16 protein-coding genes are annotated in these 16,249 nt (G+C 35.8%); 9 read left to right on the top strand and 7 right to left on the bottom strand.

Annotation, left to right across the window (positions count from 1 at the left end; translation table 11 throughout):
* Positions 1 to 6 precede the first annotated feature (6 nt).
* Both phoU and ACFQU5_RS15570 read left to right on the top strand, forming a co-directional pair.
* Positions 7 to 666, top strand: coding sequence for a phosphate signaling complex protein PhoU (gene phoU, locus ACFQU5_RS15575; RefSeq protein ID WP_390289705.1), 660 nt, complete (start codon positions 7 to 9; stop codon positions 664 to 666).
* 380 nt (positions 667 to 1,046) lie between these two features.
* Entirely contained in the window at positions 1,047 to 2,468 is a 1,422-nt protein-coding gene (locus tag ACFQU5_RS15570; protein ID WP_390289702.1) for an alanine/glycine:cation symporter family protein, read from the top strand.
* A gap of 325 nt (positions 2,469 to 2,793) precedes the next feature.
* Here the strand turns inward: ACFQU5_RS15570 and ACFQU5_RS15565 are convergent, their stop codons facing one another.
* Together ACFQU5_RS15565 and ACFQU5_RS15560 are read right to left on the bottom strand one after the other, a co-directional pair.
* Entirely contained in the window at positions 2,794 to 3,963 is a 1,170-nt protein-coding gene (locus ACFQU5_RS15565; RefSeq protein ID WP_390289699.1) for an aminotransferase, read from the bottom strand.
* Positions 3,963 to 4,463, bottom strand: a complete 501-nt coding sequence (locus ACFQU5_RS15560) for an Lrp/AsnC family transcriptional regulator (RefSeq protein ID WP_390289696.1) — start codon at positions 4,461 to 4,463, stop codon at positions 3,963 to 3,965. The genes ACFQU5_RS15565 and ACFQU5_RS15560 overlap by 1 nt, the downstream gene beginning before the upstream one ends.
* 269 nt (positions 4,464 to 4,732) lie before the next feature.
* Between ACFQU5_RS15560 and ACFQU5_RS15555 the strand changes: the two genes are divergently transcribed.
* Positions 4,733 to 5,254 (top strand): YehS family protein, encoded by a 522-nt coding sequence (locus ACFQU5_RS15555; protein WP_390289693.1) that lies wholly within the window; start codon positions 4,733 to 4,735, stop codon positions 5,252 to 5,254.
* Between the two features lie 49 nt (positions 5,255 to 5,303).
* Here the strand turns inward: ACFQU5_RS15555 and sstT are convergent, their stop codons facing one another.
* From sstT to ACFQU5_RS15540, 3 genes are all read right to left on the bottom strand, one after another.
* Positions 5,304 to 6,515, bottom strand: a complete 1,212-nt coding sequence (gene sstT / locus ACFQU5_RS15550; RefSeq protein ID WP_390289690.1) for a serine/threonine transporter SstT — start codon at positions 6,513 to 6,515, stop codon at positions 5,304 to 5,306.
* Positions 6,516 to 6,990: 475 nt separating this feature from the next.
* Positions 6,991 to 8,232 carry an aminopeptidase gene (locus tag ACFQU5_RS15545; RefSeq protein ID WP_390289687.1) on the bottom strand — a complete coding sequence of 414 codons (1,242 nt, stop codon included), beginning with the start codon at positions 8,230 to 8,232 and terminating at the stop codon, positions 6,991 to 6,993.
* A gap of 133 nt (positions 8,233 to 8,365) precedes the next feature.
* Positions 8,366 to 8,902, bottom strand: coding sequence for a ribonuclease H-like YkuK family protein (locus ACFQU5_RS15540; protein WP_390289685.1), 537 nt, complete (start codon positions 8,900 to 8,902; stop codon positions 8,366 to 8,368).
* 243 nt (positions 8,903 to 9,145) lie between these two features.
* On the opposite strand from ACFQU5_RS15540, the gene ACFQU5_RS15535 reads away from it, so the two are divergent.
* Positions 9,146 to 9,541, top strand: a complete 396-nt coding sequence (locus ACFQU5_RS15535; protein ID WP_390289682.1) for a VOC family protein — start codon at positions 9,146 to 9,148, stop codon at positions 9,539 to 9,541.
* Positions 9,542 to 9,692: 151 nt separating this feature from the next.
* Here the strand turns inward: ACFQU5_RS15535 and ACFQU5_RS15530 are convergent, their stop codons facing one another.
* The gene (locus ACFQU5_RS15530; protein ID WP_390289679.1) at positions 9,693 to 10,334 is read right to left on the bottom strand and encodes a GntR family transcriptional regulator; all 642 of its coding nucleotides are present in this window, start codon (positions 10,332 to 10,334) and stop codon (positions 9,693 to 9,695) included.
* Between the two features lie 378 nt (positions 10,335 to 10,712).
* On the opposite strand from ACFQU5_RS15530, the gene ACFQU5_RS15525 reads away from it, so the two are divergent.
* The 5 genes from ACFQU5_RS15525 (at position 10,713) to ACFQU5_RS15505 (ending at position 14,979) form a co-directional block, all read left to right on the top strand.
* On the top strand, positions 10,713 to 11,654 hold the full coding sequence (locus ACFQU5_RS15525) for a phosphate/phosphite/phosphonate ABC transporter substrate-binding protein (RefSeq protein ID WP_390289677.1): 942 nt from the start codon (positions 10,713 to 10,715) through the stop codon (positions 11,652 to 11,654).
* Positions 11,654 to 12,496 (top strand): phosphonate ABC transporter ATP-binding protein, encoded by an 843-nt coding sequence (gene phnC, locus ACFQU5_RS15520; protein ID WP_390289674.1) that lies wholly within the window; start codon positions 11,654 to 11,656, stop codon positions 12,494 to 12,496. The genes ACFQU5_RS15525 and phnC overlap by 1 nt, the downstream gene beginning before the upstream one ends.
* Positions 12,489 to 13,286, top strand: a complete 798-nt coding sequence (gene phnE, locus ACFQU5_RS15515) for a phosphonate ABC transporter, permease protein PhnE (RefSeq protein WP_390289671.1) — start codon at positions 12,489 to 12,491, stop codon at positions 13,284 to 13,286. The genes phnC and phnE overlap by 8 nt, the downstream gene beginning before the upstream one ends.
* A 98-nt stretch (positions 13,287 to 13,384) precedes the next feature.
* A complete protein-coding gene (locus tag ACFQU5_RS15510; RefSeq protein WP_390289668.1) occupies positions 13,385 to 14,179 on the top strand; it encodes a PhnE/PtxC family ABC transporter permease in 795 nt (264 codons plus the stop codon).
* A gap of 41 nt (positions 14,180 to 14,220) precedes the next feature.
* Positions 14,221 to 14,979, top strand: a complete 759-nt coding sequence (locus ACFQU5_RS15505; protein WP_390289665.1) for a tyrosine-protein phosphatase — start codon at positions 14,221 to 14,223, stop codon at positions 14,977 to 14,979.
* Positions 14,980 to 15,066: 87 nt separating this feature from the next.
* On the opposite strand, the gene ACFQU5_RS15500 is transcribed toward ACFQU5_RS15505, so the two are convergent.
* Entirely contained in the window at positions 15,067 to 16,116 is a 1,050-nt protein-coding gene (locus tag ACFQU5_RS15500) for a tartrate dehydrogenase (protein WP_390289662.1), read from the bottom strand.
* Positions 16,117 to 16,249: the final 133 nt, after the last annotated feature.

Genomic DNA, 16,249 nt, shown 5'->3' with positions numbered 1-16,249 from the left:
ATAAGCATGGTCATTCGCGAAAACTTTGAAAAAAATTTAGAGGAATTAAAAAGAAAAATTGAGGAAATGTCCGAGTTATCAATAAATGCACTTGAAAAAGCTTTTAAAGCTTTAAAGACGCAAGATATAGAAATTGCATTAAAGGTAATTGAGGGAGACAATGCAATCGATAACCTTGAGTTGGAAATTAATCAATTTGCCATATGGTTAATGGCTAAAGAAGCGCCTGTTTCAAGAGATTTACGAGAAATTATCGGTGTAATTAAAATATCTTCGGAAATTGAACGAGTAGCTGATTTTGCAGTTAATATTGCAAAAGCAACGATTAAGATAGGTACTACAAAGTCGCTGCTTGAAATTACTAATCTGGAGAAAATGAAAGAAATTACGATCGAGATGCTTCAAAAAGCGATACAATCGTTTACAGAGGAAAATATCGCTCTTGCGAAAGAAGTTGGAGAACTAGAAGATAAAGTAGATGAGTATAATGGAGAAACTTATAAAAGTCTTACTAATTATTTAAGTGAGCATCCTGAAGAAATGAATCAACTTTTACAATTATTGTTCGTTAATCGACACCTCGAAAGATCAGCAGACCATATTACAAATATTGCTGAAAGTACTGCCTACCTAATTAAAGGTCAAATATATGATTTTAATTCTTAACAAAAAACGAATTCCTGATTATGGGGAATTCGTTTTTTGTGTTCTTTGTTTGAAGAAGGGATAACAAAATTTTATTAATATTATAAATATTCCTTCATTTTACACTTTGAATATTATACTGTTATACTTTTAAAGGGTAAATGGATGCTGATATTTTCTCGTTATTGTAAAGGTTATTCTATATATCTCGGGAATATTAAAAGAGCAATATTTCTTTAGAATTATGATTGCGATAAGAGTTAAAACCTATTCGTGGTTACTAATTATATTTTTAAGAGGGAAATTAATAAGTTTTAAAAAATAACCATTGAAGGAAAAAATGGATAAATCTAAGGCTGTTTAGCGCTCAGATGGGTAAAAATGATAAAGGAGGAGTATATATGGAGTGGTTTGGTAGTCTTTTAGGAAGTATAAATACATATTTGTACTCTTATGTACTAATTATCTTGTTAGTAGGGGTAGGGCTATTTTTTACGTATAAAACAAAGTTTATACAATTTCGAATGATTCCTGAAATGTTTAAACTTCTTGCTGAAAAATCTCCAACAGATAAATCAGGAAAGAAAAAGGGAGTTTCTTCTTTTCAAGCATTCACAATCTCTGCGGCCTCCCGTATCGGAACTGGGAATATTGCTGGTGTTGCAACAGCCATTGCTCTAGGAGGACCAGGTGCTGTTTTTTGGATGTGGATGATTGCTTTAATAGGTGGAGCGTCAGCATTAATTGAAAGTACTCTGGCACAAGTATATAAAGTAAAAGACTCTAGCACAGGAATGTACCGTGGTGGTCCTGCTTACTATATGGAAAAAGGGTTAAACAAAAGATGGATGGGTGTACTTTTTGCAGTTGTTATTACATTAACTTATGGTTTCGTATTTAATGCGGTTCAAGCAAACACAATTACGATTGCATTTGAAGAAAGCTTTGGTACAAATCGTGTCGTTGTGGGAATAATCATTTCCATACTAACGGCTGTTATTGTATTTGGTGGATTAAAACGTATTGTGAGCGTTACGCAAGTAATTGTACCGGTTATGGCCATTGCATATATTTTAGTTGCCTTACTTGTAGTGATCATGAATATTAGCGAAATACCTAATATGTTTGTTCTCATTTTTAAATCGGCGTTTGGATTGGAAGAAGCCTTTGCAGGGGTGATCGGGGCAGCAATTATGAACGGGGTTAAACGTGGTTTATTCTCAAATGAAGCAGGTATGGGTTCTGCACCGAATGCGGCAGCAACAGCATCCGTAACTCACCCCGTAAAGCAAGGGTTAATTCAAACATTAGGTGTATTTATAGATACATTAATTGTTTGTACGTCGACTGCAGCTATCGTTTTACTAAGTGATGCATATCTACAATCAGATTCAGCATCAATCAATCTAACACAAGCTTCTCTTATTTCTAATTTAGGAGATTGGGCTGGAATTTTCTTAGCTATTGCAATATTCTTGTTTGCGTATAGTACTGTTATCGGAAACTATTACTATGGCGAAACAAATATTGGGTTTATTAAAGAATCTAAAACTGCTTTACTAATTTTCCGTATTTTAGTGGTAGGTTTCGTGATGTTTGGAGCGGTTGCAAAAGTTCAGATTGTATGGGATTTAGCAGACTTTTTCATGGCCATTATGGCAATTATAAACCTACTCGCAATTCTGATGCTATGGAAAGTGGCGAAACCAGTTATCCAAGACTATATCGCTCAACGCAGACAGGGGAAAGATCCTGTATTTTACAAGAAAAATGTTCCAAATATTGGGGATGTTGAATGCTGGGATGACGAAGAAGAAAATTGATAATATAAATAAAAACGAATTCCTGATAATGGGGAATTCGTTTTTTTTTAGTTAAACTTTGTTGATATCTGGAACAAAAGAATGCGAGTTCGAAATAAAGAAAGTTGTCCAATATAAGGCCATTGCCTGCTATGTATACTGCGTAATATTTACAGCACCTTCAGAAGTGTATCTTTTTGGGCGCACTTCACAAAAGCGCAAAGACTATTCGTTGAGACAACTACAAGTTTGCTCTAGCTGCATGGTGCTTAGTCCGCCCACCTAATAAACACTACATAAGAATTTTATAAGAAATATCTATTGTTTAAGGACACTTTATTTTAGTCTAAAGTGAATCAATAAATCGCTTGATGCGTTTAATGGCTTCTTGCAGTTGCTCTAGTGAGGATGCGTATGAGCAACGGATATGGCCTTCGCCGCTTTCTCCAAACACATCACCAGGAACCACGGCTACGCCTTCTTGCAATAATAGCTTCTCAGCAAATTCCTGTGAAGACAACCCAGTGGATTGAATAGAAGGGAAGGCATAAAATGCTCCTCCTGGCTCATGACATTCTAATCCAATCTCGTTGAAAGAGTGCACGATATAATTTCTGCGTCGACGATAGCTTTTGACCATTTCTTCTACATCAGAACGTCCATTTTTTAGAGCTTCAATAGCAGCGTACTGACTCATTGTGGAAGCACACATTAATCCGTACTGGTGAACCTTCAGCATCGCATTTGAAATCTCGACAGGTGCACAAACAAACCCTAGACGCCAGCCTGTCATGGCAAACCCTTTTGAGAAACCGGACACTAAAATAGTTCTGTCAAACATTCCTTCAATCGCTGCCATACTTGTATACTCTTCATCATAAGCAAGCTCAGCATATATTTCATCGGCAATTACTAATAAATCATACTTATTAGCTAAGTCAGCTAGACCTTCTAATTCGCTTTTACTTAACATCGTACCTGTAGGATTATTCGGTGAACAGATCATAATTGCTTTTGTTTTTTCTGTGATAGCTGCTTCAATTTGATCAGGTAGTATTTTGAAATCATTTTCTTTTAATGCTTGAACTTGGACAGCCACTCCTCCTGCCAATTCAACCATTGGCACGTAGGAAACGAAGCATGGTTCTACAACGATGACTTCATCACTTGGGTCCAAAATTGTTCTTAAGGCAATATCAATGGCTGAACTTGCACCAACAGTTACAATGATTTGGTCAGCTGGTGAATATGAGACATTAAATTGAGTTTTCATATAATATGCGATTTCTTCGCGTAACTCCAATAACCCTGCATTCGGAGTATAAGAAGTATAACCTTGCTCAAGGGAAGAAATGGCAGCTTCCCTGATATGCCAAGGTGTTACAAAATCAGGTTCGCCAACTCCTAGAGAGATTACGCCTTCCATACCTGCTGCTAAATCGAAAAAGCGACGAATTCCTGAAGGTTTTAAATCATGTACCAATTTCGATACATACGTACGTTTTGTTGATTCCATTACGGTGACACCACAATTCTTTTATCTTTGTTATCTGGTTCAAAAATGATTCCATCATGCTTATATTTTTTCAATATAAAGTGTGTAGTCGTAGAAATGACAGAATCAAGAGTAGAAAGTTTTTGAGAGACAAAGTTTGCTACTTCGTTCATCGATTTTCCTTCCACAATAATCGATAAGTCATACGTACCAGACATTAAGTAAACTGAATTTACTTCATCAAAACGATAAATTCTCTCTGCAATCTCATCAAAGCCAACCCCGCGTTTTGGTGTCACCTTAACATCGATCATCGCACGGACTCCTGGGTGTTCTTCAACTTTTGTCCAATCGACAATAGAAATATATCGAACAATGACTTTATTTTCCTCGAGCTTTTTGATGGATTGCTCGGTTTCTTCCAAACTTAGGCCAACCATTTTGGCGATATCCCCAGTTGCGGTGCGAGCATCCTTTTCTAGAATTTCTACAATTTCCAATTCTTTTTCATTAAGTCTCATGAAAAGACCTCCATATGTTATTAAATATTTTATATTATAGCAAAATTCCGACGGTAGTATAGTGGGAAAGCTGAATTTGAAATACTTTCTTTAATTGTGAAAGAAAGCGAGAACATTTGTGGTTGAATGAGAGAGACATTATTTAAAGTTTTCATTGCGGATTGAGGGAAATTCGGTTTGATTAATAGTATTTAATGGATGGAAAATGGCTGATGTGATAAATTAAGGAATACATGAGTTTAACAGGTAGAGTATAAAGGAGAAACAACATGACAAATAATGATTTATTAATTCGGTTACGTTATGCACTAGATATTAAAAATACAGATATGATCGATATCTTCAAATTGGGCGGCATGGAATTGTCAAAAGAAGAAGTGCTCAAAATCCTGACAAAGCCACAATTTGATGAAGATGGAGAAATTGACTTAAGTAATCCTAATTTTATGCTTTGTGATTATGAAACATTGGAGTCATTTTTAAACGGTTTTATCACATTTAAGCGTGGTAAACAGGAGCAAAAACCGGGTCAAACAAAAGCTCTAGAGCCAGCGGGCAAAAGAGATGCAGCAAATAACTTATTCATTAAGAGGGTGAAAATTGCTTTAAGTTTAACGACTGAGGACATGATCGATATTTTTTATGATGCGGGATTAAATGTCTCCAAAGGAGAAATTGGGGCAATTTTAAGAAAAGCTGATCACCGCAATTATAAAGAGTGTGGAGATAATTTTACGCGCAATTTTATAAAGGGACTAACGATGCGATACCGACAACCAGAACAACAGTAAAAAAGGAGCTGCTTCACGTAGGTGAAACGGCTCCTTTTCTTTGAATTTTTTAACCTTCTGAACGTTTTTTGGCTATGTCGGCAGTTGCTGTAAATAACACGTCTGAAGAGGAGTTCAGGGCAGTTTCACATGAGTCTTGTAAAACACCGATGATGAAACCTACACCTACAACCTGCATAGCGATATCATTTGAAATACCGAATAAGCTGCAAGCTAATGGGATTAGTAATAGTGAACCACCTGCAACACCTGAAGCACCAGCTGCTGAAACTGCTGATAAAACTACTAATATAATGGCAGTCCATATATCAACTTCAATCCCAAGAGTATGAGCAGTAGCGAGTGTTAAGACTGAGATTGTCACAGCAGCACCCGCCATATTAATTGTTGCTCCTAATGGAATGGAAACAGAATAAGTATCTTCATCTAAGCCTAATTTTTCACATAAAGTCAAGTTCACAGGAATGTTGGCTGCTGAACTTCGTGTGAAGAAGGCTGTTAATCCACTTTCTCTTAATGTTCTCAATACTAATGGATATGGATTTTGACGAGTAAAGAAAAATGTAATCAAAGGATTTATTACTAAAGCAACAAAGAACATACAGCCGAGAAGTAAAACTAAAAGCTGTCCATATTCAACCAGTGATTCTAGACCATTTGTATGAATTGCATCAAAGACAAGACCCATAATACCGAATGGAGCTAATTCAATTACCCATTTTACGATGTTTGTAACAGCATCAGAAAAATTGGCAATCATTGTTTTAGTGCTGTCTGCTGCTTTTTTTAATGCAAAACCTAGTAAGATCGCCCAAGCTAAAATCCCTAAATAATTTGCATTTATAATAGCATTAACAGGGTTGTCCACAATGCTGGTAAGTAAAGTTTGAAGTACTTGCAGAATTCCTTCAGGGGGAGCTACTTCTACAGCGCCAGTTGTCAAAGTTAAAGTTACTGGGAATATGAAACTCGTAACAACCCCTACAACTCCAGCTAAAACTGTTCCAATTGCATAAAGAACTAAAATGAACTTCATATTTGTTTTTTTACCACTCTGGTGGCTTGAGATAGCATGCATAACTAAAACTAAAACTAAAATTGGCGCTACCGCTTTTAATGCCCCTACAAATAAAGAACCGAAAATGGAAACCCAGCTTGTAGCTTCCGGTATTGCAACAGCAAATAAAATACCTACGATAATTCCTACTAGAATCCTTTTAACTAAGCTAATTTGACTCCACTTATGTACGATGTTTTTCATGACGTCCCTCCGAGTGTTATAAATATTATGTTAGTAGAGTGTACAACTGTATTATCCGTGTGGACATTGATAAAACAAAGTGTAACATAGAAATGCAAATTAGGAAACATGAAATTATTTCAAAACGCATAAATACCGAATGAATATTAAGAATTTAGGTTTAATCATTAATGTATAGTGACTAAATACGAACATTTATTTACATCTGAACGATATCATTCGTTTTAATTAATTTTCAGGGAAGGGCAATGTAATAATTTGCATGCTCATGTAAAGATATTTTTTATTATTCTTTCAATATGTTTAAGAGTTTACTTTGAAAGATAGTTCGATAATGAACATGAATTTTCGATTTATTTCGCAAGAAAAAACATTTCTCGGGAAATATAACGACAATCCTCTACAAATTTAAAAAATAAAGCGCAAAATGAATAAATCATTCTACGCTATTTTGAAACACTCTTCTAAAGGTATTTTAGAATGCCCAGTCCCCATTACGGAAAATCGGAACAATTGTGCCATCTGCTTTAATCCCGTCAATATTCATATTGGCTGAGCCAATCATGAAATCAACGTGTACTGTAGAAGTATTCATACCGTTTGCACGTAATTCCTCGGGGCTCATAGTTGTACCACCTTGAATCGTCGTAGGGTAAGCTGAACCGATTGCTAAGTGATTGGATGCATTTTCATCATATAAAGTATTAAAGAATGTTATACCAGATTGCGAGATAGGAGATGGATCTGGAACTAGTGCGATTTCACCTAAACCAGTACCTCCTTCATTATCAAAGACTAATTTTTTAATTGCTTCATCGCCTTTTTCGGCAGAGATTTCAACAATTTTCCCGTCTTTGAAATGAACCTCAATTCCTTCAATTAACGTACCCGCATAGCTAAGTGGTTTTGTGCTTCGAACGACACCATCCATACGACGTGTATCAGGAGCGGTAAATACTTCTTCTGTTGGCATGTTGGCAATAAATTCATCGCCATTTGGATTATAACTTTCTGCACATGCCCAAATGTGGTTTTTAGGTAGACCCAATGTTAAATCAGTACCAGGAGCAGTGTAGTGAAGTGCGTCAAACTGGATATCATTTAACTTCGCTGCCTTTTCGTTTAATGTCTTCTTATGCTCATCCCAAGCGGCAACAGGATCTTCTTCATACACTCGGCATGTTGTGAAGATTTGATTCCATAAAGCATCCACTTGTTCTTCTTCAGTTCCCAGATCTGGGAATACCTTCGCTGCCCAACCTGCTCCAGCAGCAGCAGCTACAGTCCATTTCAAATCATCATTTTGAGTTGCTTTGCGTTGAGCATGGAACGCCTTACCGGCTATATTTTGGTAAGCAGCTACTTTTGCAGGGTCTGCTTCATTTAATAAACCTGGATCACTTGATACAATCGAAAGTCTGCTTACACGATGATTTAATACATGATCTTCTGATTCATCAATTTCATATTGAGGAATGTCTGTTAATACTTTTGTTGGTTGGTGAAGATAGTGCTGTTTTGTAATTTCATCATCAGACCATTTGATAATGACATTTTCAGCACCCAACGCATAAGCCTCTTTGGTTACCAAGCGCGCAAGAGGGGCTTGATCGACAGTAATGGTCATTTTCACCCAATCACCAGGTTGAACATTGATACCTTTTGCAACTAAAAGCTTTGCGTATTTTTGTAAGTTTTCTTCAAAATTTGGTAACATACTTTATTCCCCCAATATAATTCTTTCATATTCAATATTATCACAATAGAATGAAAACTTTGTAACTATTAGGTTCATTTTTATAAAAATTGAAGCGTGTATTTCGACAAAGGTGAATCAATTGAATCGCTGTCTATTTTGTAAAGCGATTTGCATAACTGCTGGCGACAAAAGATTCAGGTTTTATTTTTGCTTTTAAGCCAAGGGTGTTCATGCGAGAAATCATTTCTTTCACAAAGATGCTTGTTTTATTTCTTTTTCCTGAACCGATATCAATATGCCCTTCAATTATTAAACTCGCACCTTTATAGATATTGGGAAGTACAATGTCGATTAAACAATCTTTTTTCTCGTTAGTGAATAAGGAGACAACTTCCTCAGTTAAAGTCGTTTCATAGGAGATACGTTCATAGAGGTTGGTCATTTTTCTTGGAATAATCACTTTTCTAAAGCATGCCCAAACGCCTTTTCTTTCCTGTTGGATGACAATGCCGGTAATAAACCTTGTTTCTCGACTAAATACTTGTGAATCAGTCCCGAACATTAACTTAAAGTTACCGGTGGGATCTTTCTCCATAAACTGTTCAATATTATGAAAAACCCTTTCAAATGACATGTTTTTATGACTTAAATTCTGAAAGGTAATACTAGATACATGCTCTTTTACCATTTTTCCTACCTTTCTCTTCTTAGTCGGCTAATACAGCTTATTCATGTAAAGGGAAAAATAAGATAAATCTATTCAATATAATGGGAAATTAGGTGTTATAGGAGAAGTTTTCTTGCTTATATTGAGTTTGAAAAATAGTATAAAAAATTGTAATTCAGTCCATAAGAGAGAGGTATCAAAGGCAATAAAGAAGAATATTTAAATGAACAATTAATAATGAAAAAATAAACTCTGGAGGTAACAATGGGTAGAGTAGTTCATTTTGAAATTCATGTAGAAGATATGGAACGAGCGAAGAAATTTTATGGAGAAGTATTTGACTGGTCATTTGAAGATTGGAGTGACTATGCAGGAATGCCTTACTTTGGTGCAGTAACTGGAGAGGAAGGTCAACTAGGAATCAATGGGGCTTTAATAAAACGCCAAGGTGCTTCTCCAGTGCCAAACCAAAGTGTGAATGGTTTTGTTTGTACCTTGGGTGTCGATAATTATGATGCAGCAGAAAGGAAAATTCTTGATAACGGTGGGACAGTTGCATTACCAAAATACGCATTACCTGGAATGGCGTGGCAAGGATATTATATTGATACTGAAGGAAATATCATCGGCATCCACCAAGCAGATGAAAATGCTAAATAGGATTATGATCTATTGAAAAACTTGTTATATCGCCAAATCCTTTAGCGATGTGCCTTGGTTACAATTATGTAAATAAAAAATTTTATACATGTAAACAAAAGGGGTGTCCATTTAAAGACGCCCCTTTACTATGCAACTTGCGGAAAGTATTTTATGTGACTCCATAATGAATAAATCTCCCATGGTTATAGGATGTATATTCTTCTGTTAATTGATAGATTTTATTATATTCTTTTGAAATGATGGCTTGAAGAATTCTTGTGTTAAAGTCATTCGCGGAATAATGCTTCGCCTTCGGTTTTAGTTTCCACCCGACCATGGCAAATTGCAGGGTCTTATCCCTTAATGAATCATAAGTTTTTAACATAATCTCGTTTTGTGAACTTTCAATTAGTGTCCGTCCAAATAAAATAGATTGAAGGGTATATCCTAAATAATCATCATTTTCAGTAGCTTTCAGTTGTAAATCTAAATGAAGTTGAAGTTTTTCTATATCAAAAGAGGTTACACCCTTCGATACCAAATCGACTGCATATAGATTCATACAATTATTTAATGCTAATATATCCAAAATTTCTTTATAAGAGAGCTCTTTTACGAGAACACCTCGATTTTTTAAAGTTTTGATAAAACCTTCCGAGTCTAAACGCAGAAGGGCATCCCTAATTGGTGTTCTACTCATATCTAATTCTTTTGATAAGTTATTTTCTGATAGAATTTCCCCAGGTAAAAATTCTGCATAAATGATTTTCCTTCGTATTTCTTCGTATGCTTTTACTGCTAGAGATGACATCTAGTACACCTCCTTTCTAAAGTACATGTTTTTTCATATTAATAGAAGGTGTTATTTATTCATCGTATATTATAAAGCAAGTTGTATATAAGCTGTATTTAATAATATTAATATTTTTTACAGTATTTTAAAAGTAAGGGTATTCATAGAAATATCCGTTATCTGAATATTTACATTCGGAATATAGTTCCTTAACAATTTTTCTGTATATTCATTTGTGTAAGAGAGTTGTATACAAGTTGAATGTTAGGTAAGAAACCCCTAACCCTTAAGGAGGCAAAGTAATTTAGGGAGTTTATTGAATTATTTTTAAACACTAAAAAACTTGCTTTTGATGGTATTGAAAAAAATTGTGAATAAAAGGAGACTATTAGGAACATGAAAAAATTCTCAAAGCTTTTAGTGACGGTAGGTTTATTAACAACGTTAGCAGCATGTGGCAGTGACGAAAGTTCAATATCTTCAACTTCTGCAGAAACAACAGGTAAAGAAAACTGGCCAGAACAACTTACTTTAGTTCAAATGCCTAATGAAAATAATCCAACAGAAGCAACTACTATGCATACCGCTTTAAGAGAACACCTTACTGAGGAACTAGGTGTGGAAGTTATTGAGTATGATGGTGCTAGTTATGCAGTGGGGATCGAAGCAATGGCAAGTGGGAATTTAGATATTATGCTTGGCAGTCCAATGAGTTATTATCAAGCAAACAAGTTAGCTGGTGCAGAATTACTTGTGACTCCAACTATACCAGATGGCCCTGAATATTATACAGCTTTCATTACTCAAGGTGATAATGATGAAATTAATAGCTTAGCAGACTTAAAAGGAGAAAATTTTGCATTTGTTGATGCAGCCTCTTCTTCAGGTTTCTTATATCCTAAGGCAACACTAGTACAAGAATTCGACTTAGATTCAGAATTGGTTGAGCAATCAGGATATTTCTTTGAGAACGTTGCTTTCTCAGGTTCTCATCCAAACAGTTTAATGGGAGTAGTAATGGGAGACTATGATGCTGCAGCAGTAGCTGGTTCTGTAATAGATATGATGGCTGAAGCAGGGCAAATCAAGAAAGAGGATGTAAAAGTTATCGGTAAAACAGAAAAAATTCCGGATGCTTCTTATATAGTTCGCGGCGATTTACCAGAAGATTTCAAAGAAGCTATTAGAGATGCCTTTGTATCATTTGCTGACGAATCATACTTTGAAGCGCTTCATGAAGACCCAAAAGCCCGTTTTGTTGCGACGGAACCAGATTTTTATGATCCAGCAATAGAAATGTTAGGTACTATTAATGCTTTAGAGGAAGTGCAAGAATAATGAAACCATTATTATCTATTAAGAACTTGGTAAAAGTATATGGAAAAGAGACACGTGCTTTAAATGGAATTTCTTTAGATTTTTATTCAGGTGAATTTATTGTTGTCATTGGTCCATCTGGAGCAGGCAAATCAACCTTTATCCGATGTATAAACCGTCTGGTTGATCCGACTGAAGGTGAAATTCTATTTGATAACCAACATCTGGAAAAAGTAAATGGGCGTAAGTTAAGAAAAGAACGCTCTAAAATTGGGATGATTTTCCAGCATTATAATCTAGTCGGTAGAACAAATGTAATTAAAAATGTTCTTCATGGCCAATTAAGTAATACACCATTATACAAAAGTATTTTAGGGCTTTACCGTGAGGAAGATAAACGAGAAGCGGTGGAGCTACTGAAGAAGGTGGGCCTTGAAGATCAAATCTATAAACGTGCAGATGCTCTTTCGGGTGGTCAAATGCAGCGAGTGGGGATTTGTAGAGCGATTCTTCAAAGACCGAAGCTTTTACTTGCTGACGAACCAATTGCCTCATTGGATCCGCTATCTGCAAATATTGTTATGCAGCAACTTCATGATATTTCAGCAGAAAGAAATTTAACTTGTATTGTAAATTTACATCAGGTGGACTTTGCTAAAAAATATGCTACACGAATTGTTGGTATTAAAAAAGGGATGGTTGTTTTCGATGGTATGCCATCTGAACTGACAGACGAAATTGTACGAGATATTTATGAAGGGAAAGAATCACAGATGACCCTTCAAAGTGAAAAGGGAGCTTCATCCATTTTTGCCGAGGAAGGAAGTAAGGAATTGGTGACAGTGGGGCAAGGATATGAATAAGCAGACTTTAGTGAGTATCCCTTTGAAACAAGAAAAGTCATATAGTGCCATCGGAGTTGTGTTAGCTATTTTGGCTGGTCTATTATTTTCCTTTTTTCACCTTAAAATTTCCTTTGTAGATATGGTTATGGGATTACCCCAATTTATTATGTTCTTTTTTCAGAAATTCTTACCAGCTAATGCAGAGAATCTAGGAGCATATATTCCATCCGTGATTGATACGCTTGGCTTTGCTGTTATTGCAACTTATATTTCTACAGTATTGGCTTTTATCCTAGGAATACTAATCTCTGAACATACAAATAAATTTAAAATTCTACGCTGGATTGTCAGAGGGTTTGTCTCCATATTACGAAATATCCCGTTTATTATTTGGGGTGCATTGTTAGTTTATATTTTCGGAATCGGTGGAATTGTCGGAGTCTTAGCACTAATATTGGTTACAATTGGTTTTCTGGGTAAGAGTTATGCAGAATCGATTGATGAAATTTCTGGTGACAAACTAGAGGCTTTAAGAGCAAATGGAGCTTCTTATTTCCAAATATTATTCCATGGAATTATTCCTCAATTTGTACCTGCATGGATTAACTGGACATTATTTGCCTTTGAAATCAATGTTCGTGCATCCGTTGTACTTGGGTTGGTAGGAGCAGGTGGAGTGGGTGTTCTTATTGACACAAATATTAACCTATTTAAATATGGTGAAGCTTTAACCATTATTGCAGTAGTTGTATCTATTATTTTAATAACAGAATTTGTAACGAATTCAATTCGAAAACGAATTGCATAAATTTATTCAGTAGGTAGAAGAGTTTTGCGCCGAAACTTTTCACCGGTTAACAGCAAGTTATGGCGATATTGATTTTACAATAAGGGACTGAATAATCAATGGAAAGCATTCGAGTTACTTCAAAAGGCAGTGTTGTTAAGACAATTTCGGTTGTTTTAATCTTAATAACCGTATTTTTGAGTGCAGTAAAACTGATTGACTTAGATTTTGTAAAGTTTTTTGAGCGGTTAGATAATGCTCCAGCGGTAATTGGGCGAATGATGGCCATTGATGTGTCTGTTATTCCAGCGGGACTTCTAGCTATGGTAACTAGCTTATCTCTGGCTTTCTTTACTTTAGTGGTTGCGGTATTCATATCTTTGATGCTAAGTTTTTTGGCAGCATCCAACATTACACCTAATCGCTACTTAGCAGCTTTTATTAAAGGTTTTTTTGCCATCATTCGTTCAGTACCATCACTTGTGTGGGGTCTGATGGTTATTGCAAGTCTGGGGTTTGGGTATACATCAGGATTTATTGCCATTTTACTTCATGCAGTCGCTTATCTAACGAAAACATTTACAGGAAGTATTGAAGAGGCAGGCACCGACATTATTGAAGCAATGCGGTCAACCGGAGCTTCTTGGTTCAAAATTATTTTCCATGGGCTCCTGCCACTTTGCATTACATATTTCTTCGCTTGGATTACAGTGCAATTTGAAGCTGGTGTAGCCGAATCAATCGGACTAGGGATTATTGGTGTTGGTGGCATCGGGCTATTACTTACAAAAGCGATTGGTGCTTATAACTATGCACAAGCAACTACAATAATCATTATGATTTGTTTAATGATGTTAGTTTTAGAGTTTTCTATGACAAGACTAAAAAATAAGATTAAATTCGGTGAGAGTTAGGTTTTTAACAATCGAATTTGTCACAAAAGGAAGTAATTTAAATGAAAAATGCAAAATTAAACTGGGTGCGATTACCTCTAAAAGGTGCTGAAAATTGCCGTGAATTAGGGGGATACAATTCACGATATGGAGAGCAAACGAATTGGCACGCTTTTTTAAGATCTAATGATATGAGTAAGTTAACTCAGGAAGATATACTCTTTTTAAAAGATTATGGTGTAAAAACGGTGATTGACTTACGTGGTGAAGATGAGCTTCAAACACATAAAAACCTACTAGCAAATGAAAATTTTTGTGAGTATCATAACATTCCATTCATAGCTGGGCAGGTAACTAATATGAATTTTTCTTATGAAAAGATCTTTATGGGTGATTTTTATGTACAGTTATTGGAAAAAAACGATGCTGTGAAAAGAATTTTTGATTGTATAGCACAAGCTGAGGAAGGCTGCATAATTTTCCATTGCGCGGCAGGTAAAGATCGTACTGGTATCTTAGCTATGCTGCTATTGGGTCTAGCGGGAGTAGAAAAAAAGGATATTCTTTCAAATTATGAAGTTACTTATACGAATTTGGAATCTATACAAGAATTAGCAGTTCAAAATAATGATGCTAAATATAAAGATATCCCAAAAGAGTTCATGTTTTCAAGAAGCGAATATATCCAAAGTGCATTAGATCATATCTTAAACAACTATGGATCGGTAGAACAATATTTAGTAAGTAATGGTATCGAGCAAGATGTGATTGAGCGTGTTAAGGGGAGATTGTTATTAGTTGCTGATGTAACAATTGCTTAATTAATTTATTAAAAGAATATAAAGTATGTATTACAGCATATAAAAACCCAAAAATCGGTATATTTTTTGGGTTTTTATATGGTGTTTTTATAGATAGTGAATAATTGATTCTTTTACTTCATTAAGGGTTGAAGTACCACCTAAATCACCAGTTTTCACACCGGAAGCTAATGTCTTTTCAATCGCATTTAACACACGAGAACCAGTGTCTGTGTGCCCTAAGAAATCAAGCATCATTTTACCTGTCCAGATTTGACCAATTGGATTAGCGATTCCTTTTCCTGCAATGTCCGGTGCCGAGCCATGTACTGGTTCGAACATGGAAGGGTATTCCCGTTCGATATTTAAGTTGGCAGCAGGAGCAATACCGATACTTCCCATAATTGCTCCCCCTAAATCTGTTAGGATATCCCCAAATAAATTAGAAGCTACAATTACATCAAATGCTTGCGGCTTCATCACTAAAAATGCGGCTAGGGCATCAATGTGATTGATCGATGTAGCAATGTCAGGATAATCTTCTTTTACTTCATTAAACACTTCATCCCAAAATGGCATCGAGTAAGTAAGTCCGTTTGATTTCGTTGCACTTGTTACATGCTGACGGGAGTTTTTGGCCAGTTCAAATGCGTAACGCATTGCACGTTCTGTTGCTTTGCGTGTGAAAACTGCATTTTGAATAGCGATTTCATCTGCTCCGCTATGCATACGGCCGCCGCTATCGGAGTACTCGCCTTCTGAATTTTCACGTACGACCGTAATGTCAAAATTTTCTGGATTTTTTAAAGGCGATTCAAGTCCTGCTAACAACTTCGCTGGTCGAACGTTGATAGATTGTTTTAAGCCGCGACGAATTTTAATTAATAATCCCCACAGTGAGATGTGATCCGGAACAAGTTCTGGCATCCCAACGGCACCTAAAAAGATTTGGTCGAATTGTTTTAACGTTTCAAGCCCGTCTTCAGGCATCATTTCGCCGTGCTCCAGGTAGTAATCACAGCCCCATGGAAAGTATGTCCATTTAAATTTAAAACTCCCATCAAGCTTTGCAACTTCATCCAACACTTCTATTGCTGCTGGAACAACTTCTTTTCCTATACCATCGCCTGCTATAACTGCAATGTTATATGTATGCAAAAACAACACCCCTTTTAGTTTATTTTACCTCTAAAATATAGCATAGATATAAAATGGTAAAAAGTAGGTATAGGAATGAAATGCCCAAGTAAACATATGAAAAGCAACATTACGACGTGGCATGTTGCTTAGG

It is taken from the genome of Ureibacillus sp. GCM10028918, assembly GCF_042666115.1.
Taxonomy (GTDB): Bacteria; Bacillota; Bacilli; order Bacillales_A; family Planococcaceae; genus Ureibacillus.
Note: the sequence above shows the minus strand (reverse complement) of the source record. Positions and strands in the feature narration are given on the sequence as shown.

Coding starts and splice junctions, on each gene's coding strand:
- ACFQU5_RS15540 (WP_390289685.1), bottom strand. CDS start 8,902: ATGGTAAAAGAGCATGTATCTAGTATTACCTTTCAGAATTTAAGTCAT.
- ACFQU5_RS15510 (WP_390289668.1), top strand. CDS start 13,385: ATGGAAAGCATTCGAGTTACTTCAAAAGGCAGTGTTGTTAAGACAATT.
- ACFQU5_RS15535 (WP_390289682.1), top strand. CDS start 9,146: ATGGGTAGAGTAGTTCATTTTGAAATTCATGTAGAAGATATGGAACGA.
- sstT (WP_390289690.1), bottom strand. CDS start 6,515: ATGAAAAACATCGTACATAAGTGGAGTCAAATTAGCTTAGTTAAAAGG.
- ACFQU5_RS15530 (WP_390289679.1), bottom strand. CDS start 10,334: ATGTCATCTCTAGCAGTAAAAGCATACGAAGAAATACGAAGGAAAATC.
- ACFQU5_RS15545 (WP_390289687.1), bottom strand. CDS start 8,232: ATGTTACCAAATTTTGAAGAAAACTTACAAAAATACGCAAAGCTTTTA.
- ACFQU5_RS15505 (WP_390289665.1), top strand. CDS start 14,221: ATGAAAAATGCAAAATTAAACTGGGTGCGATTACCTCTAAAAGGTGCT.
- phnC (WP_390289674.1), top strand. CDS start 11,654: ATGAAACCATTATTATCTATTAAGAACTTGGTAAAAGTATATGGAAAA.
- ACFQU5_RS15565 (WP_390289699.1), bottom strand. CDS start 3,963: ATGGAATCAACAAAACGTACGTATGTATCGAAATTGGTACATGATTTA.
- phoU (WP_390289705.1), top strand. CDS start 7: ATGGTCATTCGCGAAAACTTTGAAAAAAATTTAGAGGAATTAAAAAGA.
- ACFQU5_RS15555 (WP_390289693.1), top strand. CDS start 4,733: ATGACAAATAATGATTTATTAATTCGGTTACGTTATGCACTAGATATT.
- ACFQU5_RS15570 (WP_390289702.1), top strand. CDS start 1,047: ATGGAGTGGTTTGGTAGTCTTTTAGGAAGTATAAATACATATTTGTAC.
- phnE (WP_390289671.1), top strand. CDS start 12,489: ATGAATAAGCAGACTTTAGTGAGTATCCCTTTGAAACAAGAAAAGTCA.
- ACFQU5_RS15525 (WP_390289677.1), top strand. CDS start 10,713: ATGAAAAAATTCTCAAAGCTTTTAGTGACGGTAGGTTTATTAACAACG.
- ACFQU5_RS15560 (WP_390289696.1), bottom strand. CDS start 4,463: ATGAGACTTAATGAAAAAGAATTGGAAATTGTAGAAATTCTAGAAAAG.